The sequence below is a fragment of the Pseudomonas sp. LBUM1647 genome (genome assembly GCF_059716175.1).
In genome coordinates this window covers 1,341,730-1,367,442 of record NZ_CP166809.1, presented here as the reverse complement: position 1 = coordinate 1,367,442, position 25,713 = coordinate 1,341,730, and the positions used below count along the sequence as shown (strand labels likewise).

The following is a 25,713-nucleotide window of genomic DNA, read 5'->3' as shown; positions in this document are numbered from 1 at the left end:
GATCGCAGCCTTCGGCAGCGCCTACGGATCAGGAAGAAAAGATTTCCGTGTAACGACGAATCCATTGGTCATGCACGGAGGCCAGGAAGGCGTTGTCGTGCATGATCGCCTTCTCGGCAATCTGCTCAGGCGTGAGGATGTACGGGCTCTTGCGCGCTTCGGCAGAGATGATCGCCTTGGCGTTGACCGGACCGTTGTAGATGTCCTCAGCCATCTTGCCCTGCACCAGCGGGTCCAGAGAGTGGTTGATGAAGGCGTAGGCCAGGTCGGTATCGCCCGGACGATTCTTCGGCATCACCGAGAGCATCAGGTCGGTGTAGAAACCTTCCTTCATGCCGAAGGTGGCGCCCAGACCGTAAGCCGGGTCGCGGATCTGTTTCGGGAAGAATGCCGGTGCGTACAGGCCGCCCATGTCCAGCGAACCGGTGCGGAACAGTTCGGCGATCTGGTTCGGGTTTTCACCCAGGGTCACTACGCGATCTTTCAGCTCGGCGAGTTTCTTGAAGCCAGGCTCGATGTTGTGCTCGTCACCACCGGCCAGTTTGGCGGCGATGATGATCAGGTCCATCGCTTCGGTCCAGTTCGGCGGCGGCAGGAAAATGTTCGGCGCCAGCTCGGGATCCCACAGGGAGGCGTAACTGTCCGGCGCTTCTTTGATGGTGCGGGTGCTGTAGACGAGGCTGTTGCACCAGAGCAGGTAACCGATGCCGTGGCCATTGGCGCCGGTGCGGTATTTCTCCGGTACGTCGACCAGGTTGGGGATGCGGTTGAGGTCGGGTTTTTCCAGAAGGTTAGCCGCGGCCAGACCTTCGGCGCCGACGCCGGCCAGGGTGATGATGTCGTACTGCGGACGATCACCGCCGGCCTTGAGTTTGGCGACCATTTCCGAGGTGCTGCCGGTGCGGTCAGCGATGACCTTGCAGCCGTATTTGTCTTCGAAGGTTGCCGCGATGTTGCGCAGTGCGGCGAGACCGGTGTCATCCGACCAGGTCAGCAAACGCAGGGTCTTGCCCTGGAAGCGTGTGTCACTGGCATTGGCCCGGACGAAGGGCAAACTCATGGCCGCCGCGGCTACCGACGCCACGCCCACGGTTTTAATGAATTGACGTCTGTTTAAATCATGCTCGCCCATGAAGGACTCCCTTTGTTTTTGTAAGTATGAGGTTGGTCGCAACCGTTGCATCTGCGCGCCCAGATCAGCACCAAACCCCCGGTTTCAAAGGGCTTGAGTTGAGCCGACCGCTTCATCCTGAGGTCGTGCAAAACACCTGACTATCGATAAAAACTCATTGAAGCCATGACGCCAGCGCATGCCTCATCACGAGGCATCCGCTGACCCTTTTCGAGCCGTCAGACCGCTCGAATCACGTGTTTGATTTCCTGGAAAGCCTGCAAGCCCCACGGCCCCAATTCGCGGCCGATGCTGCTCTGTTTGTAGCCACCCCAGGCGGTCTGCGGGAAGATCACTTGCGGCGCGTTGATCCACACAAGCCCCGCCTGCAAGGCGTTGGCGACCCGATCTGCCGCTTCGGCGTCGCGGGTGACCACGCTGGCCACTAGACCGAACTGGCTGTCATTGGCCAAAGCAATCGCCTCGGCTTCAGCGGCGAAACTGCGTACGCAGATCACCGGCCCGAATATCTCTTCACACCACAGCGCACTGTCGAGGGGCACTTCGGTGAAAATCGTCGGCTGCAAAAAATAACCGCGTGGCAGGTCTGCCGGACGATTGCCGCCGCAAACCAGTTTGGCGCCAGCACTCAAACCACGATCAATGTGGCCCAGCACGCGCTGGTATTGCGCCTGATTGACCAGTGCGCCCATTTCCACGTTCGGGTCGAACGGGTCGGCCACGCGAATGGCTTCGGCGCGGGCCTTCAAACGGATGAGGAATTCGTCAGCCAGTTCATCGGCGATCAGTACGCGGCTGGTGGCCGAACACATTTGCCCGGCGTTGAAGAATCCACCGCCACAGGCCACTTCCACGGCCAGTTCGATGTCTGCGTCTTTGAGCACCACCAGCGAGGATTTACCGCCCAGTTCCAGGCTCACGCCCTTCACGGTTTCTGCGGCACGTTGCATGACCTGCACGCCGACCGCGTTGCTGCCGGTGAAGGAGATTTTGGCGATGCGCGGATCAGCGGACAACGGCGCGCCGACCGCCAGACCAGTGCCGCAGACCAGGTTGAACACGCCCTTGGGCAGACCGGCCTCGGCGATGATCGCCGCCAGTTCCAGCTCCGGCAGCGGTGTCACTTCAGACGGCTTGAGCACCACACAGCAACCGGCGGCCAGGGCCGGGGCGAGTTTCCAGGCGGTGGTGACCATCGGGAAATTCCACGGCACGATCAGGCCGACCACACCGCAGGGTTCGCGGCGCACACGGGCGCTGAAGTCGTCGGTTGGCAGCTCGACATTGCTGTCTTGCTTGGCATCGAGACCTTCGGCTAAACCTGCGTAGTACTCGAAGGTGGCGATCACGTCGTCGACGTCGATGGCCGCTTCAAACAGCGGCTTGCCGTTGTTGCTCGACTGCAAATGCATCAACTGTTCGCGACCAGCCTGCACGCCCGCAGCGATTCTGCGCAGGATCGCGCCGCGCTCGGCGCCGGTGGTTTTCGACCACGCCTTGAAGGCGTTGGTCGCGGCAGTGACGGCTTGATCGACCGCCTGCTCATCGCCGCCATTCACAGTGGTCAACAAGGCTTCAGTCGCCGGGTTGATCACGCGCAGGTGTTCGTTGCCGGCGGACCATTGGCCGTCGATGAACAAGCCATCAAGGGTCGTAGGGAAACTCATTTCGACACCGCCTTCATCCACTGGGTCTGATCGATTTCAATCAGGGTCGGGCCTTGGCGATCAGCGGCGGTGCGCAAGGCGTTACGCAGTTGCTCGACACCGCAGACGGCTTCGGCTGCACAGCCCAGCGCCTTGGCCACACCGATGAAGTCCGGGGTGTAGATGTCCACACCGACCGGCTCGATGGCGCGGTTGACCATGTATTTCTTGATCTCTTCGTAGCCCTGGTTATTCCACAGCAGGACGATCACCGGGGTGCGCGCTTCAACGGCGCTGGCCAGTTCCGGCAGGGTAAATTGCAGGCCGCCGTCGCCAATCAGGCACACCACCGGAGGACGTGCGCCGTTTTCAACGCTACCGCCGAGCCAGGCACCAATCGCTGCCGGCAAGGCGTAACCGAGGGTGCCGTAACCGGTGGACGAGTTGAACCAGCGACGCGGACGTTCCGGGTTGAACGTCAGGTTGCCGGTGTACACCGGTTGGGTCGAATCACCAACGAACACGGCCTCTGGCAATTCGTGCAGAACCGTTTCCAGGAAACGGGTCTGGGCCAGGGTCGGCGCATCCCAGGTGGCGGCCAGTTCGTCGCGCAAGCGCGCGGCACGGACCTGGCCCCAATCGTTGCGGCGCTCGGCCAGCGAGTGATGGGACAACTCGCCCAGCAAGGCTTGAGCCGCGTTGCGCGAGTCGGCTACCAATGCGACTTTCGGCGGATAGTTGCGCACGGTCTGGTCGGGGTCGATGTCCACACGCAGCAGCACGCCGGGAATTTCGAAACCGCCAGCGAAGGTCACGTCGTAATCGGTCTCGGCCAGTTCGGTGCCGATGGCCAGCACCACGTCAGCTTCAGCCACCAAAGCACGAGTCGCGACCAAGCTTTGGGTCGAGCCGATCAGCAACGGATGGTTGGATTCGAGCATGCCTTTGGCATTGATGGTCAGGGCCACCGGGGCGTCCAGCAGTTCGGCCAGTTCAGTCAACTCGGCGGCGGCATCGATGGCGCCGCCACCGGCGAGAATCAGTGGGCGCTTGGCACCGGCCAGCAGCGCGGTCATGCGGCTGATTGCGCTCGGCGAGGCACCGGCGCGGTCGATGTTCACCGGTACGCTGGCGAGCAGGTCATCGGCCTCTTCGACCAGAACATCCAACGGAATTTCGATATGAACCGGACGCGGACGGCCGGCCTGGAACAGAGCAAAGGCACGCGCCAGGACGCCCGGCAATTCAGCCGCCGACATCAAGGTGTGGGAGAACGCCGCAACGCCACCGACCAATGCGCTCTGGTTTGGCAGCTCGTGGAGCTTGCCGCGACCGCCGCCCAACTGGCTGCGCGATTGCACGCTGGAGATCACCAGCATCGGGATCGAGTCGGCGTAGGCCTGGCCCATGGCGGTGGTGATGTTGGTCATGCCAGGGCCGGTGATGATGAAGCACACACCCGGTTTGCCGCTGGTGCGAGCGTAACCGTCGGCCATGAAACCGGCGCCCTGTTCGTGACGCGGAGTGACGTGGTTGATGCTCGAACGGGCCAGCCCGCGATACAGCTCCACGGTGTGAACCCCGGGAATGCCGAACACCTGCTCAACTCCGTAATCTTCGAGTAACTTGACCAATACTTCGCCGCACGTCGCCATGTCTTTGCCCTTCTTGTTCGTTTGAGACGCCGGGCCTGCGCAGTGTTTATGATGAATTGGCAGGTCCAGGGATGGCCTCATTGGAACGGGCGACACGTAGCCGCAACAATGGATAAAAAGTCATACTAGCCATGTCCTCACGTCATACCTTGGATCCCAATGAAACGATTGCCTCCCCTGCCGGCGCTGCACACTTTTCTGATTACCGCGCAGTGCTGCAACTTCACCCGTGCTGCCGAACAGCTGTACATCACCCAAGGTGCGGTGAGTCGGCAGATCGCCGGGCTGGAAGAACATCTGGGTTATGAACTGTTCATTCGCCAGGCCCGAGGCCTTGACCTGACGGCCGAAGGACGGGAATGGCTGCCACGGGTCCAGCAGATTTTCGGCTTGATCGACGAGGCGGTGGAGCAGATCGGCGAGAAGCGCGAAACCCTGCAACTCAAGGCCCCGACATGTGTCATGCGTTGGCTGTTGCCACGGCTGTTGCAGTGGCAACGGGAACGCCCGGATGTGCCGGTGGAATTGACCACCACGGTCAAGCACGGCGTGGATTTTCATCGCGAGCAGTTCGATGCAGCGGTGATGTACGGCGCACCGCCGGACAGTTCATTGGTGTCTCAACATCTGTTTGATGAACAACTGACGCCGGTCTGCTCCAAGCCGTTGCTCGAAGGTCCGGTGCCGCTGCTGACGCCCGAGGATCTAGAGCAGCACATGTTGCTGCACCCGACACGGGATGAACGGGACTGGAAGGCCTGGCTGGCCACTGCGGATATTCGCTTGAGCAATGTCGGCAAGGGTCAGCATTTCGAAACGCTGGACCTGGCGATGTCGATGGCGTCCCAGGGGACAGGCGTGGCGATCGGGGATTGGTCGTTGATTGGCGATGATTTGAGTGCGGGGCGGTTGGTCATGCCGTTTGAATTGAAGGTGAAGACCGGGTTGGCGTATTACCTGGTTTTCCCGGAAAAACCCGGGCCTTCGCCGAAGTTGCGTGAGTTGATGGGGTGGTTGGTGGAGCAGGCTCAGAGCCGCTAAGCCCTGCAGGATTGGCGCGCATCCTGTGGGAGCGAGCTTGCTCGCGATTGCGGTGGGTCAGTCGACATATTTGTTGAATGATCAACCGCTATCGCGAGCAAGCTCGCTCCCACAAGTTTTCAGTGAGTTCAATATCCGACGCTGAACCGCTGACGAGAATGCTTCGGCGCGTCCACTTCATCCAGCATCGCAATCGCATAATCAGCAAAAGTAACCCAGCTCCGCCCTTCGCTACTCACCAGCAAATCATCCTTGCCAACCCGAAACGTCCCCGTACGCTCACCTTCGACAAACTCTGCCGACGGCGACACAAAGGTCCAGTCCAGCTCTTTTTCCTGTCGCAGGTTTTCCAGGAACAGCGCACCGGCACTGGCCTCAGCCTTGTACGCCTGCGGAAAACCCTCGCTGTCGATGACGCGGGTTCCGTCCGGCAACAACAGCGAACCGGCACCGCCCACCACCAGCAGACGTTTTACGCCGGCCTGTTTCACCGGTCCGATCACGGCGCTGGCAGGAAGGGTCGAAAAATGCGCAGCGCTGATCACCACGTCATGGCCAGCGACCGCCGCTTGTAAGGCTTCGGCGTCCAGGGCATCCACATTTTTGCTGACCACACCGGCACGCTGACCGATCTTCGAGGTGTCTCGGGCGATCGCGGTAACGCTGTGACCACGGCTCAAAGCTTCTTCCAACAGCTGGCTACCGGCACGACCGGTGGCACCAATGATTGCGATCTTGCTCATGACGTTCTCCAGTTGGGTTTTGGTGGGTCAGTACAAATCTGGATGATGAAAGGACTTTGTGGTGAAGGGATTTATCTGTGAAGGGGATTTATCTGTGGCTGTAGGGCTTTACCTGTGGCGAGGGGATTTATCCCCGTCGGACTGCGCAGCAGTCCCAAGCGTTGACGACTGCTTCGCAGCCGAACAGGGATAAATCCCCTCGCCACAGATAAATCCCCTCGCCACATTACTCATTCACCCCACTTCATCTCGCCCTTGGCGACTTTGGCGCTCAGTTCCAGGGAGCTTTCTTCGCCCAGCTTCGGGTAGCGTTTTTTCATCGCGGCGATTAGCGCGGCAGCGTCTTTTGCCTTGGCGGTTTCTTCGTCGAAGGCCTTGATGTAATCGGCGGTGAACTGCACGGCGGCCAGCGAACGAGCGCTCTCACCGAGGTAATGACCCGGCACGATGGTTTTCGGTTTCAGGGTTTCGATGGAATGCAACGTAGTCAGCCAATCGGCGTGGGACTGCGGCGTCTGGGTGTCAGCCATCCACACGTGGATGTTTTCCGCGACGACGACACCACCGACCACGGCCTTGATCGACGGAATCCAGACAAAGGTGCGATCTGGCTGCTTGCCCTCAAGCCCCACCACCTGCAGCTTCTGCCCTTCGAGCATCAGGCTGTCGCCCTTGAGTACATCCGGCACGATGGTTTTGGCCGGTACATCGGCGCCCATTTTCGGCCCCCAGAACGCCAGTTTGCCGTCGACGGTTTTCTGAATGTGCTCCACGGTCGGCTGCGAGGCGAGCACTTTGGCGTTGGGGAATGCGGCAGTCAGGGTGTCGAGGCCGAAGTAGTAATCCGGGTCACCGTGGCTGATGTAAATGGTGGTCAGTTGCTTGCCGCTGGCGCGGATCTTTTCGACCACTTGCTCGGCCTGGGATTTGCCAAATTGCGCATCCACCAAAATCGCGTCTTTCTCGCCGCTGACCAACACCGAGGTCACGGGGAAGATCGCCTTGTCGCCCGGGTTGTAGACGTCCAGGGTCAGGCTCGATGCAGCCGCTGCGTGGGCGGCGAAACCGAGGGTGGCGGTGGCCAGCAAAATACGTTTAAGCGAGGTGAAGCCGATCATCTGTTGCTCCGTTATCGATGGCCAGGGTTGGCCGATGGCTCTGTAGGAGCTGACGAGTGAAACGAGGCTGCGATCTTGTGACTTTGCTTTTCAAAGGCAAGATCAAAAGATCGCAGCCTCGTTTCACTCGTCAGCTCCTACAGGGGACAGAGCTTAGTTGCATGACTCAGTACAAAAAATGCGATGCTGGGACATAGTTTGTTTCTGAAAGTGAGCAAATGATGGATCGTCTACAAGCAATGCGGGTGTTCGTCACAGTGGTTGACCTCGGCAGCCAGTCGGCCGCCGCCGATCACCTGGACCTGTCACGACCCGTGGTTTCGCGCTATCTGGCGGAGCTGGAGGATTGGGTCGGCGCACGCCTGATGCACCGCACCACGCGCAAGCTGAGCCTGACCGCCGCCGGCAGTGAAATCCTGCCTCGATGTCGGCAGATGCTCGACCTGTCCACGGACATGCAGGCCGCCATCAGCGAACCGGACGATGCACCGCGCGGCCTGTTGCGCATCAGCGTCAGCACTTCGTTCGGTCAGGCACAACTGGCGGATGCCATGGCCGCTTACGTCAAACGTTACCCCGGCGTCAGCATCGACATGCAGATGCTCGACCGCACGGTGAACCTGGTGGATGAACGTATCGATCTGGCGATTCGCACCAGCAACGACCTGGACCCGAACCTGATCGCGCGACGGCTGACGGTCTGCCGCTCGGTGATCTGCGCCTCCCCCGCTTATCTGCTCGAACACCCGACGCCGCTGCGGGTCGAGGATCTGAGCCAGCACAATTGCCTGACCCACTCCTACTTCGGCAAAAGCCTCTGGCATTTCGAGGAGGACGGTGAGCAGGTGTCAGTGCCGGTGCAGGGCAACATCAGCGCCAACGAAGCCAGCACGCTGTTGCGCGCGGCGATGGCCGGTGCCGGGGTGGCGATGCTTCCCAGTTATCAGGCCGGCGTGCATATCCACAGCGGCGAACTGATCCGCTTGCTGCCCCATGCCGAACCCCGGCAGATGAACGTTTACGCGGTGTATACCTCACGTAAACACATGCCGGCGACACTGCGCAGCATGCTGGATTTTCTGGTGCTCAGATTCCCGGAAGAACCGGCGTGGGATGTGGTTCTTTAAAAATCAAAAGATCGCAGGCTTCGCCAGCTCCTACAACGGCTCGGCGTACACCCTGTAGGAGCCTGCGATCTTTTGATCTTGTTCTATGCTGAATGTAATACCGGAAGGTATTCGTTCAGAGGTCAACGCCATGAACATCAAAACAAGAAGATATCTCGCGATTTTCATCACCTGCGCGGCCACGCTCGCGCTGTATGGCACCGCGGCCTGGCGCGTCGAGCAGTTGCGACAACTGCCCCGTGAATACGCGAGCTGCAACTTCGAACGCTGCATTCCCCACAACGCGACCCTCAACGCCCTCAAGTAACGAAGGGGATCAGGCCTCGTTGTCCTGATCGGCCTTCAAGCGGTCGCGAAATGCCTTGGGCGAGATCCCCACTCGACGTCGGAACAGGCGCGTGAAGTTGGTCGGATCAGAGAACCCCAGCACGTCGGACATTTCATAAATGGTCATGCTGGTATAGGTCAGCAAGCGCTTGGCTTCCAGCAACTGACGCTCGTGCATGATCTGCAACGCCGGTTGTCCCGCCAGCTCACGGCAGGTGCCGTTGAGGTGGGACACGGAAATCCCCAGCCGATGAGCCAGGTCCTCGACTTTGACGTGTTGGCGATAGGTCTCTTCCACCAACTGAATAAACCCGTTGAGGTACTCCCGGGCACGCTGCGGACGCTGGCTGGCATTGCGACGGGAAATCACCTGGCGGCTGACCCACACCATGATGACGCTGACCAGCGAATGCATGAGCATTTCGCGAGCCGGCTGGTGACCGGTGTATTCGTCTTGCAGCGCTGAAAACAGGCTATTGAGGTATTCGCCTTCCTTGCCCGCCGGGTAACTTTCGGCCTGGGCCAGGGTGTTCACCGCGTTGCCCAGTTGCGCCTGAAGATGGGCGACCAGCGGCGCGGCAAGGGTCACCACAAACCCTTCGACGTCCTCGGAAAACCGGAAACCGTGAACGGACAGCGGTGGCAGGATCTGGATCGCCGGCTCGGTCAATTGCGTACGTTTGCCTTCGATTTCAAGCTCTGCCTGACCTTTGAATACGAAGAGCAGCTGGCACAAATCGGCGTGGCGGTGGGGTTTGATTTCCCATTGGTGTTCGCGGCTGCGTTTGGAAATGGTTTCACAGTGCAGCAAGTCCGGGGTCGGCCAATCCAGGCTTTCACCGTAGAGCTTGAACACTGGAATCGACGGTAGGTCAGGCTTGTTCATCACTTCAATCCAGGCCTCGGGGGTAGGCGGGCGATAATCGCACCGATTGGCAGAATGTACAGGTATCGGCTCAGTTTTCCCCTTCAATTGACAGACTCGCAAGAGAAAAATGCAAGCACTCGATCCATAAAAATTATTCACCGGCTTTGGTCGCGTGAAGCTTGCGAGCCATAAAAACAATGAAAACGCTGAAAACCCAAATCGCCATCATCGGCGCCGGTCCGTCCGGTTTATTGCTCGGCCAATTGCTGCACAACGCCGGCATCGACACCCTCATTCTCGAACGCCAGACCCCGGACTATGTGCTCGGACGAATCCGTGCCGGCGTCCTCGAACAAGGCATGGTAGAGCTGTTGCGCCAGGCCGGGGTGGGTCAGCGCATGGACGCCGAAGGACTGGTCCACACAGGCTTCGAACTGGCCCTCGACGCACGCCGCGTACACATCGATCTGCAAGCCCTGACCGGTGGTAAAACGGTGATGATCTACGGTCAGACCGAGGTCACTCGCGACCTGATGGCCGCTCGTCGGGAGGCCGGTGCGCAGACGATTTACGAAGCCGGCAACGTCGTTCCTCACGGGATGAAAACCGAAGAGCCGTTCGTGACTTTTGAGAAGGACGGCGAGCTGTATCGACTCGATTGCGACTACATCGCCGGGTGCGACGGTTTCCATGGCGTGGCCCGGCAGTCGATTCCTGCCGAGTGCCTGAAAGTGTTCGAGCGGGTCTATCCGTTTGGCTGGCTCGGCATCCTCGCTGACACGCCGCCCGTTCACGAAGAGCTGGTTTACGCCCGCCATGAACGCGGTTTTGCCCTGTGCAGCATGCGTTCGGCGACACGCACTCGTTATTACTTACAAGTGCCGGCCTCTGATCAGGTCGAAAACTGGACCGATCAACGCTTCTGGGACGAACTCAAATCCCGCTTGCCTTGCGCGTTGGCAGCATTGTTGGTCACTGGGCCTTCCATCGAAAAAAGCATCGCGCCGTTACGCAGTTTTGTCGTCGAACCGATGCAGTACGGGCGGATGTTTTTGGTCGGCGACGCCGCGCACATCGTCCCGCCCACCGGCGCCAAGGGCCTGAACCTGGCGGCCAGCGACGTCAGTACGCTGTTCAACATTTTGCTAAAGGTTTACCGAGAAGGCCGTGTGGATTTGCTGGAGAAATACTCCGAGGTCTGCCTGCGCCGGGTGTGGAAAGCCGAACGGTTTTCCTGGTGGATGACCTCAATGCTGCACCGCTTTGACGATAACGACGCCTTCAGCCAGCGGATTGCCGAGTCGGAACTGGAGTACTTCGTCGACTCCGAGGCCGGTCGAAAAACCATTGCAGAAAATTACGTCGGCCTTCCATACGAGGCTATCGAATAGCCTGCTACCGACTTACACTGGCGAGCATCCCCGCTCGCCTTGCTCCTTGCGGGTCAATCACTGTCCGCAGGTTCTAACCCGTGACCAATCTCAACCAGCCTGAAACGCCGAAACCGGCCATTCGCAGCGTGTTGATCGCCCTGATGCTAGCGATTTTTCTTGGCGCGCTGGACCAGACCATCGTCGCCGTGTCGATGCCGGCCATTTCCGCACAATTCAAGGACGTCAGCCTGCTGGCCTGGGTGATTTCCGGCTACATGGTGGCGATGACGGTGGCCGTGCCGATTTACGGCAAACTGGGCGATCTGTACGGTCGCCGCAAGTTGATGCTGTTTGGCATGGGGTTGTTCACGGTCGCTTCGTTTTTCTGCGGCATGGCCCAGAGCATGGAGCAACTGGTACTGGCGCGGATTCTTCAAGGTATTGGTGCTGGCGGGATGATCTCGGTCAGCCAGGCGATCATTGGCGACATCGTGCCGCCCCGGGAGCGTGGCCGCTATCAAGGCTATTTCAGCAGCATGTACGCCGTGGCCAGCGTGGCCGGCCCGGTACTCGGTGGTTACATGACCGAGTACCTGTCGTGGCGTTGGGTGTTCTTGATCAATCTTCCGTTGGGCCTCGGAGCCTGGCTGGTGGCCAATCGAACGTTGGTGGGTTTGCCAGTGCCACAACGCAAACCGATCATCGATTACCTCGGCACGTTGCTGATGATCATCGGCTTGACCGCCTTGTTGCTGGGCATCACCCAAGTCGGTCAGGGCCATTCGTGGCGCAGCGCCGAAGTGCTGGGCCTGCTCGGTTGTGCGGTGTTGGTACTGGCGCTGTTTGTCTGGCATGAACGCCGGGCGCGGGAGCCGCTGCTGCCAATGCATTTGTTCGCCAATCGCAATGCGATCCTGTGCTGGTGCACGATCTTCTTCACCAGTTTCCAGGCGATCTCGCTGATTGTGTTGATGCCGCTGCGCTTCCAGAGCGTTACCGGCGCCGGGGCCGACAGCGCCGCGCTGCACCTGTTGCCGCTGGCGATAGGTTTGCCGATCGGGGCGTATTTCGCCGGCCGCCGGACCTCGGTGACCGGGCGCTACAAGCCCATGATTCTGACGGGCGCCGTGCTCATGCCGATCTCGATTCTCGGTATGGCGTTCAGTCCTCCCCAGGCATTTGTGCTCAGTAGTCTGTTCATGTTGCTCAGCGGGATCGCTAGCGGCATGCAGTTCCCGACTTCCCTGGTCGGAACGCAGAACTCGGTGGCACAACGGGACATCGGTGTCGCCACCAGCACCACCAACCTGTTCCGCTCACTGGGTGGTGCGGTGGGTGTGGCCTTGATGTCAGCCCTGCTGCTGGCATTGTTGCAGGACTCAAGTTTTGCCCACCTGGCCGGCTCTTCGATGATTGCCGAGGGCAGTTCCGGAAATGTCTTACTCGATGGTTTGAACGCCGCGCCGGGGGATGCGCAGAACGCCTTGCGTGCCGAGCTGCTGCTGACCTTCCAGAATTTGTTGATGGTCAGTGCGGCGGTGTCGCTGCTGGGGCTGGCGGCGGCGGTTGCCATGCCGAATATGGTGTTGCGGGGGCGAGAAGACAAGGTCCGCTAAAAGCAAAAGATCGCAGCCTGCGGCAGCTCCTACAAGGGTGTACACATTCCACTGTAGGAGCTGCCGCAGGCTGCGATCTTTTGATCATCAAGGGCTGTAATATCCGACAGCCACCAGAAAATGCCCGACCTTTTTCAGGTAGGCATGCTTGTCCTCGACCTTGCCGGTCACCGGGTTTTTCCAGCGGTACTCGTATTCGCCGTAGTCCTGCTTGGCCATCAGCGCCAGGATCGGCTCGCCAACCGGCTTGCCTTCCGGATCCTTGATCTTGCTGAAATCGGTATTGATCAACCGCAGGTTGGTGCCATGGGCAACATAACGCTGGTTATTCAGGTCGACGACGAAGACGTACAAATCATCCTGCAAGTAACCGCCCTTGAGGGAGTTGATGGCCGTGAGCGTGCCCTTCTCGTCCTTGGCCAGATCGGCCGCTGCTTTGTTCAGCAAGGCCATCGCCTGTTCCGCTGAGGCCCGTGGCAAGTAGTAACCCACCGCCAGGATCCGCTGACCGACGCGCTGGTAGAACACATGCTTGCGTTCGACCTTGCCGTCGGACCAGTTCTGCCAGCGGTATTCGGCCTGCTGGATGCCATTGCCCTCCGGCACTTTCAAGGCGTCTTTGAAGGCTTTCTGCACATCCGGCCCGAGCACATCGGACACATCACGGCCAATCAACGCCGAAGACGGCCCGCCACTGGCGAGCATCACGCCCTTTGTGTCGACCACGAACACGTAACGATCCTTGTCGACAAACTCCCCCTGACGGCTGAAAGCAGCGAAGGCCTTGTCGCCATTGTCGTGGTAGTACGCCAGGGCTTTTTCCAGCAAGGCTTTGGCAGCCTGGCTGTCGTCCTTTTCCGTGCCGGCGGCTTGAACCTGGCCAAGACACAGCAAAAGCATCACGCCCAGCAAGGCCAACCTATGCAAAAACCCCATTGCGCATCCCTCGTTCTTGTTGGTGTTTCAAGAGCGTAGACGGCTTGGGGATATGTATGAATATTCAGGAAAGCACAGAACACGATCCATGTGGCATCTGCCGAGCCTGCGAGGTGTGGTGAGGGGATTGTGGCGAGGGGATTTAGCGAAACGTCGCACCGCCCCGTTCGGCGGCGAAGCCGTCGTAATCCATTGGACGCGGTGTGGCTGAAAAAACAGGGGCCGCTTCGCAGCCCAACGGGGATAAATCCCCTCGCCACAATCCCCTCACCACACCTTCGCAGGCTTCGCCAGCTGCTACAGGGGCTCTGTGGTGCAGCTGGCCGACTCTTACGGCTTTGCGCGCAGCTGCTGCTGCAGATTCTGGATCTGCGCCTGAAGGGTGTTGATGTTGCGGGTGACCTGGCTACGGAAGGCGTCGAATTCGGCGGTATTGGTCCCGCCTGGCGTCGCGGCCGGGCGATTGTCCTGTTGGCTTTTGAGCACAACGACTTCCTGCTCCAGGCGCTCGATGGCGGCGCTCGGGTTGCCTTGTTTCTTCAGTGCAACGATGTCGGAGCCAAGGCTTTTAAGTTGCGCATCGAATTTTTCTGTGTCCACCGGGGTGCTTTTCAGCACGGCTACATCGCTGTTCAAGACTTTGACCTGAGCCTGCAATTGAATGGTGGCGGTCTGTTGTTCAGTAGTCTGAGCGGTCATCTGCGCCAAGCGCTTATCCAGGTCAGTGGTTTGGGCAGTCATCTGTGCCAGACGCTTGTCCAGATCGGTGGTCTGGCCGAGAACGCCTTGCTGTTGTTTGCTTTGATCCTGGAGCTTGCTTTCCAGCTGTTTGATTTGCAGCTTCAAGGCTTCGCTGTCGCTACTGACGTTGGTCTGACTGGCGACAACCTTGCCGGAAATGTCCTGCAAGCGCCCCGCCGCATCCTCACTGATACGCGCGAAACTTTCCTGGGTCGCCACCAATTGCTGTTCCATCAGCGAGAGCTGCTGGAAGCTCCACCAGGCAAGGCCCGCAAAAGCAAAGAACAAGGCGCCAACCAGCGCCCACAGCGGGCCGGTGCTCGGGCTTTTGACTTTGACGACTGGCGTGGTCCGCGAATGCACGGAGGTGCGAGCAGTGGGCACAAAATCATCGTCGTCGAGGCTGTCGGCACGCAGGCTCGGTACATCGTCGAAGTCGTCGTTGGCATCGTTACGCATGGACATTGAGTCAACCTTTGTGGAACGCGGTGATGGCTTGGTGCGGCGCAGTATAACCCCCACGGCCGCATCGATTGACCCTCAACCCCGAACTCGGTTCAGTGTTGCGGCGCTAACCCGTGCGTCAGCGAATGTCCTGGGCCTTCCACCAGCCGCAGAATTCATCGAGGGCGGTCCAGAGACTGACTTTCGGATCGTAGTCCAGATAATGCCGGGCGCGGCTGATGTCCAGGGTGAAATTTTTGTTCATCACCTGCATGCCCAGGCGCGACAGGGTCGGCTCGGGACGGCCCGGCCACAACTTGCACACTCCCTCGTTGAGCGCCGCTACGGTGTAGGCCAAGCTGTAGGACCGGTAGCGCGTGACCTGTGGGACATCCATCTTGCGCATCACGTAATTGACCACGTCCCACAACGGCACCGGCGTGCCGTTGCTGATGTTGTAGGCCTTGCCCAACGCCGAACCACTGGCCAGCAAACTGCTGAGCAACGCTTCATTGAGGTTTTGCACGCTGGTGAAATCAACCTTGTTCAGGCCGTTGCCGATGATCGCGAGCCGTCCTTTACGCTGCATTTTCAGCAGCCGCGGAAAGATGCTCATGTCGCCTGCCCCCGTCACGAAACGTGGGCGCAGGGCCAGGGTTTCGAGGCCGAACTCCTGAGCGCCGAAAACTTTTTGCTCGGCCAGGTATTTGGTCGCGGCGTAGGGATGCTTGAAGCGCTTGGGCACCTGTTCTTCGGTCAGCCCCAGATGATCGCGGCCATCGAAGTAGATCGACGGCGACGACAAGTGCACCAGTCGCCGAACCCGCTGTTTCAGACAGGCCTCGACCACGTTTTCCGTGACCTGCACGTTGCCTTGATGGAAGTCCTGATAACGCCCCCACAAACCGACCGCACCGGCGCAATGCACCACGGCTTCGACGTCTGAGCACAAGTCGCGTGCCAGTTCCGGGTCGCTCAAGTCACCCGGGATGAACTCGGCGCCACGGCGCACCAGATGCTCCACACTTTCGGCCCGGCGACCGTTGACCCGCACGTCCAGGCCCTGCTCCAGGGCAAAACGCGCAAAGCGCCCGCCAATGAAGCCGCTTGCGCCGGTAACCAGAATCTTCATGAATTGCTCCGAATATTTCGTTTTGCGTTTTGCATATTGCGTAAGGCGTGAGGACTTGACGCTGCCCGTCAGTCCAACGGCACCAGCCATTGCTTCGACGAACGCACCAACTGATCGGTGAGTAACCCCAGCAACTGACCGCCATTGCGCCAATGATGCCAGTACAGCGGCACATCGATCGGCTTATCAGGCAAAAGCTCTACCAATACACCGCGCTCCAGTTGCTCGCGCACCTGCAGTTCAGGTACCAGCCCCCAACCGAGTCCCGCTTCCGTGAGGCGGATGAAGCCTTCGGACGAGGGGCATAAATGGTGTTCGAATCCGCCATCGACGCCGAGGGACGCGAGGTAGCGGTGCTGTAGGAAATCGTCCGGGCCAAACACCAACGCGGGCGTTTTCGACAACAGATCGGCGCGCACACCTTCAGGAAAATGCCGGGCGATAAAGGCCGGGCTGGCCAACGCACGGTAGCGCATGGCCCCCAGCAAAACGCTGCGCGCGCCGGCCACCGGGCGTTCGCTGGCGCAGACGCACGCCGCGACTTCACCGGCGCGCATGCGTTTGAGGCCGACGGTCTGGTCTTCGACCACCAGATCGAGCAGCAGATGCTGTTCCGCGCAAAAATCCCCGACCGCCACGGCCCACCACGTGGCGAGGCTGTCGGCATTCAAGGCGATGCGCAGACGTTCCGGCAGGCCTTCTTCGTCGAGTGCCGGCACCAGGGTTTGCAGGTCTCGTTCAAGTAAACGTACCTGCTGCACATGGTTGAGCAGCCGTCGGCCGATTTCGGTCGGCGCCGGCGGTGTCACCCGCACCAGCACCGGTTGGCCGACCCGCGCCTCGAGCAATTTGATGCGCTGGGAGATCGCCGATTGCGACAAGCCGAGCACCTGAGCCGCACGTTCGAACCCGGCCTGCTCGACCACCGCGGCCAAGGCAGAAAGCAATTTATAGTCGAACATCAGTTTTCCTAATGAGCGATCAGCATGATTGGTTTTTCTTATACAGCCTGACACCGGAGAATGGCCAGCAAGAACTCTTGAACAGGATCATCGACATGGCTGGCGAAACTTCATTGGCAACCCTGCTGCGCAGCATGAGCCCGCACCTCAACGTCGGCGAATACGTGTTCTGCACCCTGCGCGACGGCAAGTTGCCGGCAGGTCTTGAAATTGTCGGCAGCTTTCGCGAGCAGGAAGGTCTGACGGTGATTCTGGAACGTTCCCACGCCGAGAAGGCGGGTTTCAGTTTCGATTACGTCGCGGCCTGGATCACCTTGAACGTGCATTCGGCCCTCGAAGCCGTCGGCCTGACCGCCGCGTTCGCCACGGCATTAGGCCAGGCCGGCATCAGCTGCAACGTGATTGCCGGCTATTACCACGACCATTTATTCGTCGGCCAGGCCGATGCCGAACGCGCCCTGCACGTGCTGCGGGATCTGGCGGCCAACGCGGAGTAAACATCTTATGTGGCAAAGCTATGTGAACGGCCTGTTGGTGGCCGCGGGGCTGATCATGGCGATCGGTACTCAGAATGCGTTTGTGTTGGCTCAGAGCCTTCGGCGCGAACATCACCTGCCCGTGGCGGCACTCTGCGTGACCTGCGATGCCTTGCTGGTGGCCGCCGGAGTATTCGGCCTGGCGACGGTGCTCGCGCAGAACCCGACGTTGCTGGCAGTCGCCCGTTGGGGTGGCGCGGTGTTTCTGATTTGGTATGGCAGCCTGGCGTTGCGTCGAGCCTGCTCGAAACAGAGCCTGCAACAGGGCGAAAACCAGACGGTGCGTTCGCTGCGCGCGGTGATGCTCAGTGCTTTGGCCGTCACGCTGCTTAACCCGCACGTTTATCTGGATACCGTGTTGCTGATTGGCTCCCTCGGTGCCCAACAAACTGAGCCCGGCGCTTATGTCGTAGGGGCGGCCAGTGCGTCGTTGCTGTGGTTTTTCACCTTGGCACTCGGCGCGGCGTGGTTGGCGCCATGGTTGGCTCGGCCAAGTACCTGGCGAATCCTTGATCTGTTGGTGGCGGTCATGATGTTCACCGTGGCCTTTCAATTAATCGTCGCCGGCTGATTATTCCAAAAGGCTCTGGAACCTCTATCCCACACAGTTGTTGCGTGGTTATGCCGCACCCCCGGTGCTATGATCCGATCCGATGCGCCGCAAAGAGTACAAACTCCCCGGCGCTTGTCTGGCCGCCCGTGATCGGCCTTGCGCTCACCGCAACTGACCTGATTAGGAGAATCATCATGGCTTTCGAATTGCCGCCGCTGCCTTACGCACACGATGCCCTACAGCCGCACATTTCCAAGGAAACTCTGGAATACCACCACGACAAGCACCACAACACCTATGTCGTGAACCTGAACAACCTGGTGCCAGGCACCGAGTTCGAAGGCAAGACTCTGGAAGAAATCGTCAAATCTTCCTCGGGCGGTATCTTCAACAACGCCGCTCAGGTCTGGAACCACACTTTCTACTGGAACTGCCTGGCGCCAAACGCCGGCGGTCAACCAACCGGCGCACTGGCTGACGCGATCAACGCAGCCTTCGGTTCGTTCGACAAGTTCAAGGAAGAGTTCAGCAAGACTTCCATCGGCACTTTCGGTTCCGGTTGGGGCTGGCTGGTGAAAAAGGCTGACGGTTCCCTGGCCCTGGCCAGCACCATCGGCGCCGGCAACCCGCTGACCAACGGCGACACCCCGCTGCTGACCTGCGACGTCTGGGAACACGCTTACTACATCGACTACCGCAACCTTCGTCCAAAATACGTCGAAGCGTTCTGGAACCTGGTCAACTGGAAATTCGTGGCTGAGCAGTTCGAAGGCAAAACCTTCACCGCTTAAGATCGATGCCCAAGAAAAAACCCGGCTTAGGTCGGGTTTTTTTATGGGCGTTGAAAAAGTGTTGTCTGTTCGGACGCCTTCGCGAGCAGACTCGCTCCCACATTTGGAATGCGTTCCCCTGTGGGAGCGGGCTTGCTCGCGAAGAACGATGACTCGGTAGAACTGACTGAATGCCTATTCCTGCGGGTCGACGATATCCAACGCCCTGTTCACCGCCAGGTCCGCCAGCATGACGATCTGCGCGATGGCCAGCGCCGTGCTGCGCTGGGAGCCGGTCAGGTAGGTGGCGAAGTCGCTGGCCATGACACTTGCCGAGGCCAATGACTCACAGGCGTGGGCCAGGAGAGTTTCGGTGTTCATGTCCGGGGAAATCATGAACATGGGATTGGGTTTGTAGGGTGGGTCTGGGATTAATTTATCCAAGGGAATGCCTATGCGTTGGGTGCCAATCCCTTGCCGTTTCTCACGCGACGAAGAGGTGGCAGCTATGTGCGAGGTGAGAAACCGGTCATAGACACCCGGCCGGACCGAAGTCCGCCCGCACACAGCCGCCATAACGCATTTGCAGCAGATAAGAAGGCGGCAATTATGCGGATACTGGCGCTGGATGACTATGACTAGCCGGGTTCTCACACCCGATCGCTGAGTTTTCAGCGACAGCCAAAGGTTATTGAACCCGCTTCCTACGGGCAACCTGAAAACCTCGTGGGAAGGTTCTACCGACTTCCTACACAACAAAAAACCCTGTGGGAGCGAGCCTGCTCGCGATGGCGGCAAGTCAGCCATATTGGTATTGGATGCGCCGCCATCTTCGCGAGCAGGCTCGCTCCCACAGTGAATTGATGTGTTACAGGAAGAAACAGGTCGGCTGTCAGGCCGCCATCGCGAGCAAGCTCGCTCCCACAATGAATCAGTTACGCCTTTCGCTTCTCACCACTCAACAGGCCGAGCGTTAGCTCGCCTGCAGCTCTTGATCTTGATCCACCCGCCCCTTCGGGAGGCTGAGTGGAGGTGTTCATCTGGGGGGCAGGCGCGCAGCGCCGTTCGACGAAGTCGAACACATCGAGAGGAGGTCGAAGCGAAGCCGACCGGAGGCGATGCCCCCAGATGAATACCGGAGCGAAGGAACGCCGAGCCCAGGCGAGGGGCCGGACGCTTGGGGCGAGACTTTTTGGTTCCTTTTGTGGCGTTTGACAAAAGGGACTCGCTGTAAGAGCGAAACCATTAGCGGCCGTTACCGCAGGAATGGATATGTACTCAGTCAGCAAGAACCTGGTCGGCTACCTAGCCGCCAAGATCAAAAGATCGCAGCCTTCGGCAGCTCCTACAGGGTAATAGGTGCATCCGCAGAACTTGGGGCGATTTCCCACGATGAAACCAGCCTTCAGCCCCTTGCCCCAACGCCACAGCCGTCTAACATCAACCAAACGTAAAATATGTCCCTATCCCCCTCAAGTTGAAGGCCCCAACAACCGACACAGTACAAATAGCGCAAATAGTCCAAACGACAGCATTTCGGCCAAGCTACAGGCAAAACCCCATGTGATTGATTGTCCCTTTGACTGCCATCACCGGATTGCCAATACTCATGGCAACTTGACGCTACCCGCACGGAACAAGGAATGACTCTTTGAAGCTGGAACTCAAGAACAGCTTGTCGGTGAAGTTGCTTCGGGTCGTGCTCCTGTCGGCATTGATCGTTGGCGTGGTCTTGAGCTGCGCGCAGATCGTTTTCGATGCCTATAAAACACGCCAGGCCGTGGCCAGCGATGCCCAACGCATCCTCGACATGTTCCGCGACCCCTCGACCCAGGCCGTCTACAGCCTGGACCGGGAAATGGGTATGCAGGTTATCGAAGGCCTGTTTCAGGACGACGCTGTGCGCAAGGCCTCTATTGGCCATCCCAACGAAGCCATGCTCGCGCAAAAGTCTCGCGAGCTGCAGCATTCCGACAGTCGCTGGCTAACCGACCTGATCCTCGGCAAGGAACGCACCTTCACCACCCAGCTGGTAGGTCGCGGCCCTTACAGCGAGTATTACGGCGACTTGAGCATCACCCTCGACACCGCCACCTACGGCCAGGGTTTCATCGTCAGTTCGGTGATCATCTTCATCTCCGGCGTGTTGCGTGCGATGGCCATGGGGCTGGTGCTGTACCTGGTCTATCACTGGCTGCTGACCAAGCCGCTGTCGCGGATCATCGAACACCTCACGGAAATCAATCCGGATCGCCCCAGCGAACACAAAATCCCGCTGCTCAAGGGGCATGAAAAGAACGAACTGGGGATCTGGATCAACACCGCCAACCAGTTGCTCGAGTCCATCGAGCGCAACACCCATTTGCGCCACGAAGCGGAAAACAGCCTGCTACGCATGGCCCAGTACGATTTCCTCACCGGCCTGCCAAACCGCCAGCAATTGCAGCAGCAACTGGACAAAATCCTGGTCGACGCCGGCAAGTTGCAACGTCGGGTCGCCGTATTGGTGGTCGGCCTGGACGACTTCAAGGGCATCAACGAACAATTCAGCTACCAAACCGGCGACCAACTGCTGCTGGCCCTGGCCGATCGCCTGCGAGCTCACAGCGGACGCCTTGGCGCCCTCGCCCGCCTCGGCGGCGACCAGTTCGCCCTGGTTCAGGCCGACATCGAACAACCCTACGAAGCGGCCGAACTGGCCCAAAGCATTCTCGATGACCTGGAAGCGGCATTTGCCCTCGATCATCAGGAGATTCGCCTGCGCGCCACCATCGGCATCACCCTGTTCCCCGAGGACGGTGACAGCACCGAGAAACTGCTGCAAAAAGCCGAGCAGACCATGACCCTGGCCAAGACTCGCTCGCGCAACCGTTATCAGTTCTATATCGCCAGCGTCGACACCGAGATGCGCCGCCGTCGCGAGCTGGAAAAAGACCTGCGCGACGCCCTGGCCCGGGATCAGTTCTACCTCGTCTACCAGCCACAGATCAGCTATCGCGATCACCGGGTGGTGGGCGTCGAGGCGCTGATTCGCTGGCAGCATCCCGAGCACGGGCTGGTTCCGCCGGACTTGTTCATCCCCCTGGCCGAGCAGAACGGCACCATCATCGCCATTGGTGAATGGGTGCTGGATCAGGCGTGCAAGCAATTGCGCGACTGGCATGACCAGGGTTTCGTCGACCTGCGCATGGCGGTGAATCTGTCCACGGTGCAGCTGCACCACGCCGAGTTGCCACGGGTGGTCAACAATTTGCTGCAGATGTATCGCCTGCCACCGCGCAGCCTGGAGCTGGAAGTCACCGAAACCGGCCTGATGGAAGACATCAGCACGGCCGCCCAGCACCTGCTGAGCCTGCGCCGCTCCGGTGCGCTGATCGCGATCGACGACTTCGGCACCGGTTACTCGTCATTGAGCTATCTGAAAAGCCTGCCGCTGGACAAGATCAAGATCGACAAGAGCTTCGTTCAGGACCTGCTCGATGACGACGACGATGCGACCATCGTTCGGGCCATCATCCAGCTGGGCAAGAGCCTGGGCATGCAGGTGATTGCCGAAGGCGTGGAAACCCCCGAGCAAGAGGCCTACATCATCTCCGAGGGCTGTCACGAAGGTCAGGGCTATCTCTACAGCAAGCCGCTGCCGGCGCGGGAATTGAGCGCGTATCTGAAACAGGCCCAGCGCAGTAACGCGGCTATTTTGTAGAAGATCAAAAAATCAAAAGATCGCAGCCTCGTTTCACTCTGTAGGAGCTGTCGAGTGAAACGAGGCTGCGATCTTTTGATCTACCTCACGTGTCTCCGTGAATAAGAAATATTTCCAGGTACAACCCTTTACAGATAATGCGAAAGATTTGCATTATGTCGCAGTTTTGCGCGCTTGCTGCGCCATTCCACCCCCTCTCGAAGCAGGATGTTCGCCATGATTCGTATGCCTCTGGCTACCGCCAGTCTGTTGGCCATCGCTATTTCCCTCGCCGGTTGTGGCGAAGGCAAAGACAAAGCTGCCGCTCCGCAGACGCCGACTCCGGCCGCCAGCACCACGGCCCCGGCGGCGGCACCTGCTGCTGCACCTGCCGCTGCCGGTAAAGTCGACGAAGCCGCTGCCAAAGCCGTTGTCGCGCATTACGCCGACATCGTCTTCGCCGTTTACAGCGATGCCGAATCCACCGCGAAGACCCTGCAATCCGCCATCGACGCCTTCCTCGCCAAGCCGAACGCCGACACCCTGAAAGCTGCCAAGGCTGCCTGGATCGCTGCCCGCGTTCCTTACCTGCAGAGCGAAGTGTTCCGCTTCGGCAACACCATCATCGACGACTGGGAAGGTCAGGTGAACGCCTGGCCACTGGACGAAGGCCTGATCGACTACGTCGACAAATCCTACGAGCACGCACTGGGTAACCCGGGCGCCACGGCCAACATCATCGCCAACACCCAGGTTCAGGTCGGCGAAGACAAGATCGACGTGAAAGACATTACCCCAGCAAAACTCGCCAGCCTGAACGAGCTGGGTGGTTCCGAGGCCAACGTTGCCACCGGCTACCACGCCATCGAATTCCTGCTCTGGGGCCAGGACCTGAACGGCACCGGCCCTGGCGCCGGCAACCGTCCAGCTTCCGACTACCTGGAAGGCAAAGGCGCAACCGGCGGTCATAACGATCGTCGTCGCGCTTACCTGAAGTCCGTGACCCAACTGCTGGTCAGCGACCTGGAAGAAATGGTCGGTAACTGGAAGCCGAACGTGGCCGACAACTACCGCGCCACCCTGGAAGCCGAGCCAGCTGAATCCGGCCTGCGCAAAATGCTGTTCGGCATGGGCAGCCTGTCCCTGGGCGAACTGGCGGGCGAGCGCATGAAGGTTTCCCTGGAGGCCAACTCCCCGGAAGACGAACACGACTGCTTCAGCGACAACACCCACAATTCGCAGTTCTACGATGCCAAAGGCGTTCGTAACGTGTACCTGGGCGAATACACCCGCGTCGACGGCACCAAAATGACCGGCGCCAGCCTGTCGTCCCTGGTGGCCAAGGCTGACCCGGCTGCCGACACCGCGCTGAAAGCCGACCTGGCGGCGACCGAAGCCAAGATGCAGGTCATCGTCGATCACGCCAACAAGGGTGAGCACTACGACCAACTGATCGCCGCCGGCAACACCGCTGGCAACCAGATCGTCCGCGACGCGATCGCTTCGCTGGTCAAGCAGACCGGTTCGATCGAAGCGGCCGCTGGCAAACTGGGCATCAGTGACCTGAACCCGGACAACGCTGATCACGAATTCTGATCAACGCTGGCTGAATAATAAGGCGACCTCCGGGTCGCCTTTTTTCATGTTCGCCACAACACAATCCCCTGTGGGAGCGAGCTTGCTCGCGATAGGGCCCATCACAGCCAACATCAATGTTGAATGAGCTACCGCTATCGCGAGCAAGCTCGCTCCCACAGGGGATCACCGTTTCCAAGTAACCCTGCGCTACATCAACCAAACGATAATTCCTCTTATTCAATCTCCCCTGCCCTGTTAGACTTTGCGCCCTTGTTTTGCTCGTCTTGCAGGATGTCTGATGCCCTCGCTGCCTCTTCGCTTGTCCGCACTGTTTCTGGCCCTGGGCCTGAGTGCCTGCGATGACGCCCCGCGTTTTACCCAAGCCGAACCCGGCGAAGCCCGGTCCGGTGGCAGCGCAACCGTGCGCAAGACCGATCAGAACGCATTTTCCCTGCCGTCTGCCAACCTGCCGCCGTCACGGCGCGTGGACTTCAGCGTCGGCAACAGCTTTTTCCGCAACCCCTGGGTGATCGCCCCGTCGACCACTACCGCCAGGGACGGACTCGGCCCATTGTTCAACACCAACGCCTGCCAAAACTGCCACATCAAGGACGGACGCGGTCATCCGCCCACGCCTGATGCGCAGAACGCCGTGTCGATGCTGGTGCGCCTATCGATTCCCGATGCGCCGGCCTATGCCAAGGTCATCGAGCAGCTCGGTGTCGTTCCGGAGCCGGTCTACGGCGGACAATTCCAGGACATGTCCGTGCCGGGTGTCGTGCCGGAAGGCAAAGTGCGCGTCGATTACACGCCCGTTCCGATTCGCTTCAAGGACGGCACCGAAGTCGAGTTGCGCAAGCCGACGTTGCAGATCACCCAGCTCGGCTACGGCCCGATGCACCCTGACACGCGTTTCTCGGCCAGGGTCGCACCGCCAATGATTGGCCTGGGCCTGCTCGAAGCGATTCCCGACGAGGCGATCCTGGCCAATGCCAAGGCTCAGGCAAAACACAAAAACGGCATCGCCGGACGCCCGAACCGGGTCTGGGACGACGCGCAGCAAAAAACCGTCCTTGGGCGATTTGGCTGGAAGGCCGGGCAACCGAACCTCAATCAACAGAACGTTCACGCGTTTTCTGGCGACATGGGTCTGACCACGAGCCTGAGAACCGTCGACGATTGCACCGCCGCGCAAACTGCTTGCAAGCAAGCGCCCAACGGCAATGGCCCGGAGGGCGAGCCGGAAGTCAGCGATAACATCCTGCGCCTGGTGCTGTTCTACAGCCGAAACCTCGCCGTACCGGCCCGCCGCGATGTCAGCGCCCCCGAGGTGCTGGCCGGCAAGACTCTGTTTTTCCAGGCCGGATGCCAGTCCTGCCATACCCCGAAATACACCACCGCCGCCAACGCCGCAGAACCTGAACTGGCTAATCAAGTGATTCGCCCTTACAGCGATCTGCTGCTGCATGACATGGGCGACGGTCTGGCCGACAACCGTACCGAATTCCAGGCCAGCGGCCGCGACTGGCGCACCCCGCCGTTGTGGGGTATCGGCCTGACGCAGGCGGTCAGTGGGCACACCCAGTTTTTGCACGATGGCCGCGCCCGCAATCTGCTCGAAGCCGTGCTCTGGCATGGCGGCGAAGCCACCGCGGCGCAGCAACAGGTTTTGTCTTTCAATGCCGAGCAGCGCGCTGCGTTGCTGGCGTTCTTGAATTCTCTTTAATACGTAT

At 59.7% G+C, this 25,713-nt stretch carries 22 protein-coding genes; 11 read left to right on the top strand and 11 right to left on the bottom strand.

The window, feature by feature from the left end:
* Positions 1-28: 28 nt before the first annotated feature.
* From ACA059_RS06075 to ACA059_RS06065, 3 genes are all read right to left on the bottom strand, one after another.
* The gene (locus ACA059_RS06075) at positions 29-1,132 is read right to left on the bottom strand and encodes an ABC transporter substrate-binding protein (protein ID WP_497633108.1); all 1,104 of its coding nucleotides are present in this window, start codon (positions 1,130-1,132) and stop codon (positions 29-31) included.
* A gap of 218 nt (positions 1,133-1,350) precedes the next feature.
* The gene (locus ACA059_RS06070) at positions 1,351-2,799 is read right to left on the bottom strand and encodes an aldehyde dehydrogenase family protein (protein WP_497633107.1); all 1,449 of its coding nucleotides are present in this window, start codon (positions 2,797-2,799) and stop codon (positions 1,351-1,353) included.
* Positions 2,796-4,433 carry a 5-guanidino-2-oxopentanoate decarboxylase gene (locus ACA059_RS06065; protein WP_497633106.1) on the bottom strand — a complete coding sequence of 546 codons (1,638 nt, stop codon included), beginning with the start codon at positions 4,431-4,433 and terminating at the stop codon, positions 2,796-2,798. The genes ACA059_RS06070 and ACA059_RS06065 overlap by 4 nt, the downstream gene beginning before the upstream one ends.
* Before the next feature lie 159 nt (positions 4,434-4,592).
* Between ACA059_RS06065 and ACA059_RS06060 the strand changes: the two genes are divergently transcribed.
* The gene (locus ACA059_RS06060; protein WP_497633105.1) at positions 4,593-5,474 is read left to right on the top strand and encodes a LysR substrate-binding domain-containing protein; all 882 of its coding nucleotides are present in this window, start codon (positions 4,593-4,595) and stop codon (positions 5,472-5,474) included.
* 128 nt (positions 5,475-5,602) lie between these two features.
* Here the strand turns inward: ACA059_RS06060 and ACA059_RS06055 are convergent, their stop codons facing one another.
* Positions 5,603-6,217 carry an NAD(P)-dependent oxidoreductase gene (locus ACA059_RS06055; protein WP_497633104.1) on the bottom strand — a complete coding sequence of 205 codons (615 nt, stop codon included), beginning with the start codon at positions 6,215-6,217 and terminating at the stop codon, positions 5,603-5,605.
* 230 nt (positions 6,218-6,447) lie between these two features.
* On the bottom strand, positions 6,448-7,335 hold the full coding sequence (locus tag ACA059_RS06050) for an MBL fold metallo-hydrolase (protein WP_497633103.1): 888 nt from the start codon (positions 7,333-7,335) through the stop codon (positions 6,448-6,450).
* 221 nt (positions 7,336-7,556) lie between these two features.
* Here ACA059_RS06050 and ACA059_RS06045 point away from each other — a divergent pair, with 221 nt between their 5' ends.
* Together ACA059_RS06045 and ACA059_RS06040 are read left to right on the top strand one after the other, a co-directional pair.
* Positions 7,557-8,462 (top strand): LysR family transcriptional regulator, encoded by a 906-nt coding sequence (locus ACA059_RS06045; RefSeq protein ID WP_497633102.1) that lies wholly within the window; start codon positions 7,557-7,559, stop codon positions 8,460-8,462.
* Positions 8,463-8,592: 130 nt separating this feature from the next.
* Complete coding sequence (locus ACA059_RS06040; protein WP_170206612.1) at positions 8,593-8,769, top strand: hypothetical protein; 177 nt, start codon at positions 8,593-8,595, stop codon at positions 8,767-8,769.
* 9 nt (positions 8,770-8,778) lie between these two features.
* Here ACA059_RS06040 and ACA059_RS06035 read toward each other — a convergent pair whose 3' ends face one another.
* The gene (locus tag ACA059_RS06035; RefSeq protein ID WP_497633101.1) at positions 8,779-9,675 is read right to left on the bottom strand and encodes a helix-turn-helix domain-containing protein; all 897 of its coding nucleotides are present in this window, start codon (positions 9,673-9,675) and stop codon (positions 8,779-8,781) included.
* Between the two features lie 188 nt (positions 9,676-9,863).
* On the opposite strand from ACA059_RS06035, the gene pobA reads away from it, so the two are divergent.
* Both pobA and ACA059_RS06025 read left to right on the top strand, forming a co-directional pair.
* The gene (gene pobA, locus ACA059_RS06030) at positions 9,864-11,048 is read left to right on the top strand and encodes a 4-hydroxybenzoate 3-monooxygenase (protein WP_497634630.1); all 1,185 of its coding nucleotides are present in this window, start codon (positions 9,864-9,866) and stop codon (positions 11,046-11,048) included.
* Between the two features lie 80 nt (positions 11,049-11,128).
* Positions 11,129-12,646 carry an MDR family MFS transporter gene (locus ACA059_RS06025; RefSeq protein ID WP_497633100.1) on the top strand — a complete coding sequence of 506 codons (1,518 nt, stop codon included), beginning with the start codon at positions 11,129-11,131 and terminating at the stop codon, positions 12,644-12,646.
* A gap of 87 nt (positions 12,647-12,733) precedes the next feature.
* On the opposite strand, the gene ACA059_RS06020 is transcribed toward ACA059_RS06025, so the two are convergent.
* From ACA059_RS06020 to ACA059_RS06005, 4 genes are all read right to left on the bottom strand, one after another.
* Positions 12,734-13,582 carry a cache domain-containing protein gene (locus ACA059_RS06020; protein WP_497633099.1) on the bottom strand — a complete coding sequence of 283 codons (849 nt, stop codon included), beginning with the start codon at positions 13,580-13,582 and terminating at the stop codon, positions 12,734-12,736.
* Between the two features lie 330 nt (positions 13,583-13,912).
* Positions 13,913-14,788, bottom strand: a complete 876-nt coding sequence (locus ACA059_RS06015) for an ATPase (protein WP_497633098.1) — start codon at positions 14,786-14,788, stop codon at positions 13,913-13,915.
* A gap of 118 nt (positions 14,789-14,906) precedes the next feature.
* Positions 14,907-15,899: an NAD-dependent epimerase/dehydratase family protein gene (locus ACA059_RS06010; protein WP_497633097.1), complete on the bottom strand. Its 993-nt coding sequence runs from the start codon at positions 15,897-15,899 to the stop codon at positions 14,907-14,909.
* A 68-nt stretch (positions 15,900-15,967) separates the two neighbouring features.
* Complete coding sequence (locus tag ACA059_RS06005; RefSeq protein ID WP_008156078.1) at positions 15,968-16,861, bottom strand: LysR family transcriptional regulator ArgP; 894 nt, start codon at positions 16,859-16,861, stop codon at positions 15,968-15,970.
* A 95-nt stretch (positions 16,862-16,956) separates the two neighbouring features.
* On the opposite strand from ACA059_RS06005, the gene ACA059_RS06000 reads away from it, so the two are divergent.
* The 3 genes from ACA059_RS06000 (at position 16,957) to ACA059_RS05990 (ending at position 18,741) form a co-directional block, all read left to right on the top strand.
* The gene (locus ACA059_RS06000) at positions 16,957-17,358 is read left to right on the top strand and encodes an ACT domain-containing protein (RefSeq protein ID WP_497633096.1); all 402 of its coding nucleotides are present in this window, start codon (positions 16,957-16,959) and stop codon (positions 17,356-17,358) included.
* A 7-nt stretch (positions 17,359-17,365) separates the two neighbouring features.
* Positions 17,366-17,968, top strand: a complete 603-nt coding sequence (locus ACA059_RS05995) for a LysE/ArgO family amino acid transporter (RefSeq protein ID WP_497633095.1) — start codon at positions 17,366-17,368, stop codon at positions 17,966-17,968.
* A gap of 176 nt (positions 17,969-18,144) precedes the next feature.
* On the top strand, positions 18,145-18,741 hold the full coding sequence (locus ACA059_RS05990) for a superoxide dismutase (protein WP_095133215.1): 597 nt from the start codon (positions 18,145-18,147) through the stop codon (positions 18,739-18,741).
* Between the two features lie 174 nt (positions 18,742-18,915).
* On the opposite strand, the gene ACA059_RS05985 is transcribed toward ACA059_RS05990, so the two are convergent.
* A complete protein-coding gene (locus ACA059_RS05985; protein WP_497271126.1) occupies positions 18,916-19,164 on the bottom strand; it encodes a DUF6124 family protein in 249 nt (82 codons plus the stop codon).
* A 1,207-nt stretch (positions 19,165-20,371) separates the two neighbouring features.
* Between ACA059_RS05985 and ACA059_RS05980 the strand changes: the two genes are divergently transcribed.
* The 3 genes from ACA059_RS05980 (at position 20,372) to ACA059_RS05970 (ending at position 25,706) form a co-directional block, all read left to right on the top strand.
* On the top strand, positions 20,372-22,423 hold the full coding sequence (locus ACA059_RS05980; protein WP_497633094.1) for a putative bifunctional diguanylate cyclase/phosphodiesterase: 2,052 nt from the start codon (positions 20,372-20,374) through the stop codon (positions 22,421-22,423).
* A gap of 216 nt (positions 22,424-22,639) precedes the next feature.
* Positions 22,640-23,998: an imelysin family protein gene (locus tag ACA059_RS05975; protein WP_497633093.1), complete on the top strand. Its 1,359-nt coding sequence runs from the start codon at positions 22,640-22,642 to the stop codon at positions 23,996-23,998.
* Positions 23,999-24,278: 280 nt separating this feature from the next.
* Positions 24,279-25,706 carry a di-heme oxidoreductase family protein gene (locus ACA059_RS05970; RefSeq protein ID WP_497633092.1) on the top strand — a complete coding sequence of 476 codons (1,428 nt, stop codon included), beginning with the start codon at positions 24,279-24,281 and terminating at the stop codon, positions 25,704-25,706.
* The last annotated feature ends 7 nt before the right edge of the window (positions 25,707-25,713 follow it).

Coding starts and splice junctions, on each gene's coding strand:
- ACA059_RS06055 (WP_497633104.1), bottom strand. CDS start 6,217: ATGAGCAAGATCGCAATCATTGGTGCCACCGGTCGTGCCGGTAGCCAG.
- ACA059_RS06045 (WP_497633102.1), top strand. CDS start 7,557: ATGGATCGTCTACAAGCAATGCGGGTGTTCGTCACAGTGGTTGACCTC.
- ACA059_RS06065 (WP_497633106.1), bottom strand. CDS start 4,433: ATGGCGACGTGCGGCGAAGTATTGGTCAAGTTACTCGAAGATTACGGA.
- ACA059_RS06075 (WP_497633108.1), bottom strand. CDS start 1,132: ATGGGCGAGCATGATTTAAACAGACGTCAATTCATTAAAACCGTGGGC.
- ACA059_RS06070 (WP_497633107.1), bottom strand. CDS start 2,799: ATGAGTTTCCCTACGACCCTTGATGGCTTGTTCATCGACGGCCAATGG.
- ACA059_RS05970 (WP_497633092.1), top strand. CDS start 24,279: ATGCCCTCGCTGCCTCTTCGCTTGTCCGCACTGTTTCTGGCCCTGGGC.
- ACA059_RS06060 (WP_497633105.1), top strand. CDS start 4,593: ATGAAACGATTGCCTCCCCTGCCGGCGCTGCACACTTTTCTGATTACC.
- ACA059_RS06050 (WP_497633103.1), bottom strand. CDS start 7,335: ATGATCGGCTTCACCTCGCTTAAACGTATTTTGCTGGCCACCGCCACC.
- ACA059_RS05995 (WP_497633095.1), top strand. CDS start 17,366: ATGTGGCAAAGCTATGTGAACGGCCTGTTGGTGGCCGCGGGGCTGATC.
- ACA059_RS06020 (WP_497633099.1), bottom strand. CDS start 13,582: ATGGGGTTTTTGCATAGGTTGGCCTTGCTGGGCGTGATGCTTTTGCTG.
- ACA059_RS06005 (WP_008156078.1), bottom strand. CDS start 16,861: ATGTTCGACTATAAATTGCTTTCTGCCTTGGCCGCGGTGGTCGAGCAG.
- ACA059_RS06040 (WP_170206612.1), top strand. CDS start 8,593: ATGAACATCAAAACAAGAAGATATCTCGCGATTTTCATCACCTGCGCG.
- ACA059_RS05990 (WP_095133215.1), top strand. CDS start 18,145: ATGGCTTTCGAATTGCCGCCGCTGCCTTACGCACACGATGCCCTACAG.
- ACA059_RS06015 (WP_497633098.1), bottom strand. CDS start 14,788: ATGTCCATGCGTAACGATGCCAACGACGACTTCGACGATGTACCGAGC.
- ACA059_RS06000 (WP_497633096.1), top strand. CDS start 16,957: ATGGCTGGCGAAACTTCATTGGCAACCCTGCTGCGCAGCATGAGCCCG.
- ACA059_RS06035 (WP_497633101.1), bottom strand. CDS start 9,675: ATGAACAAGCCTGACCTACCGTCGATTCCAGTGTTCAAGCTCTACGGT.
- ACA059_RS05975 (WP_497633093.1), top strand. CDS start 22,640: ATGATTCGTATGCCTCTGGCTACCGCCAGTCTGTTGGCCATCGCTATT.
- ACA059_RS06010 (WP_497633097.1), bottom strand. CDS start 15,899: ATGAAGATTCTGGTTACCGGCGCAAGCGGCTTCATTGGCGGGCGCTTT.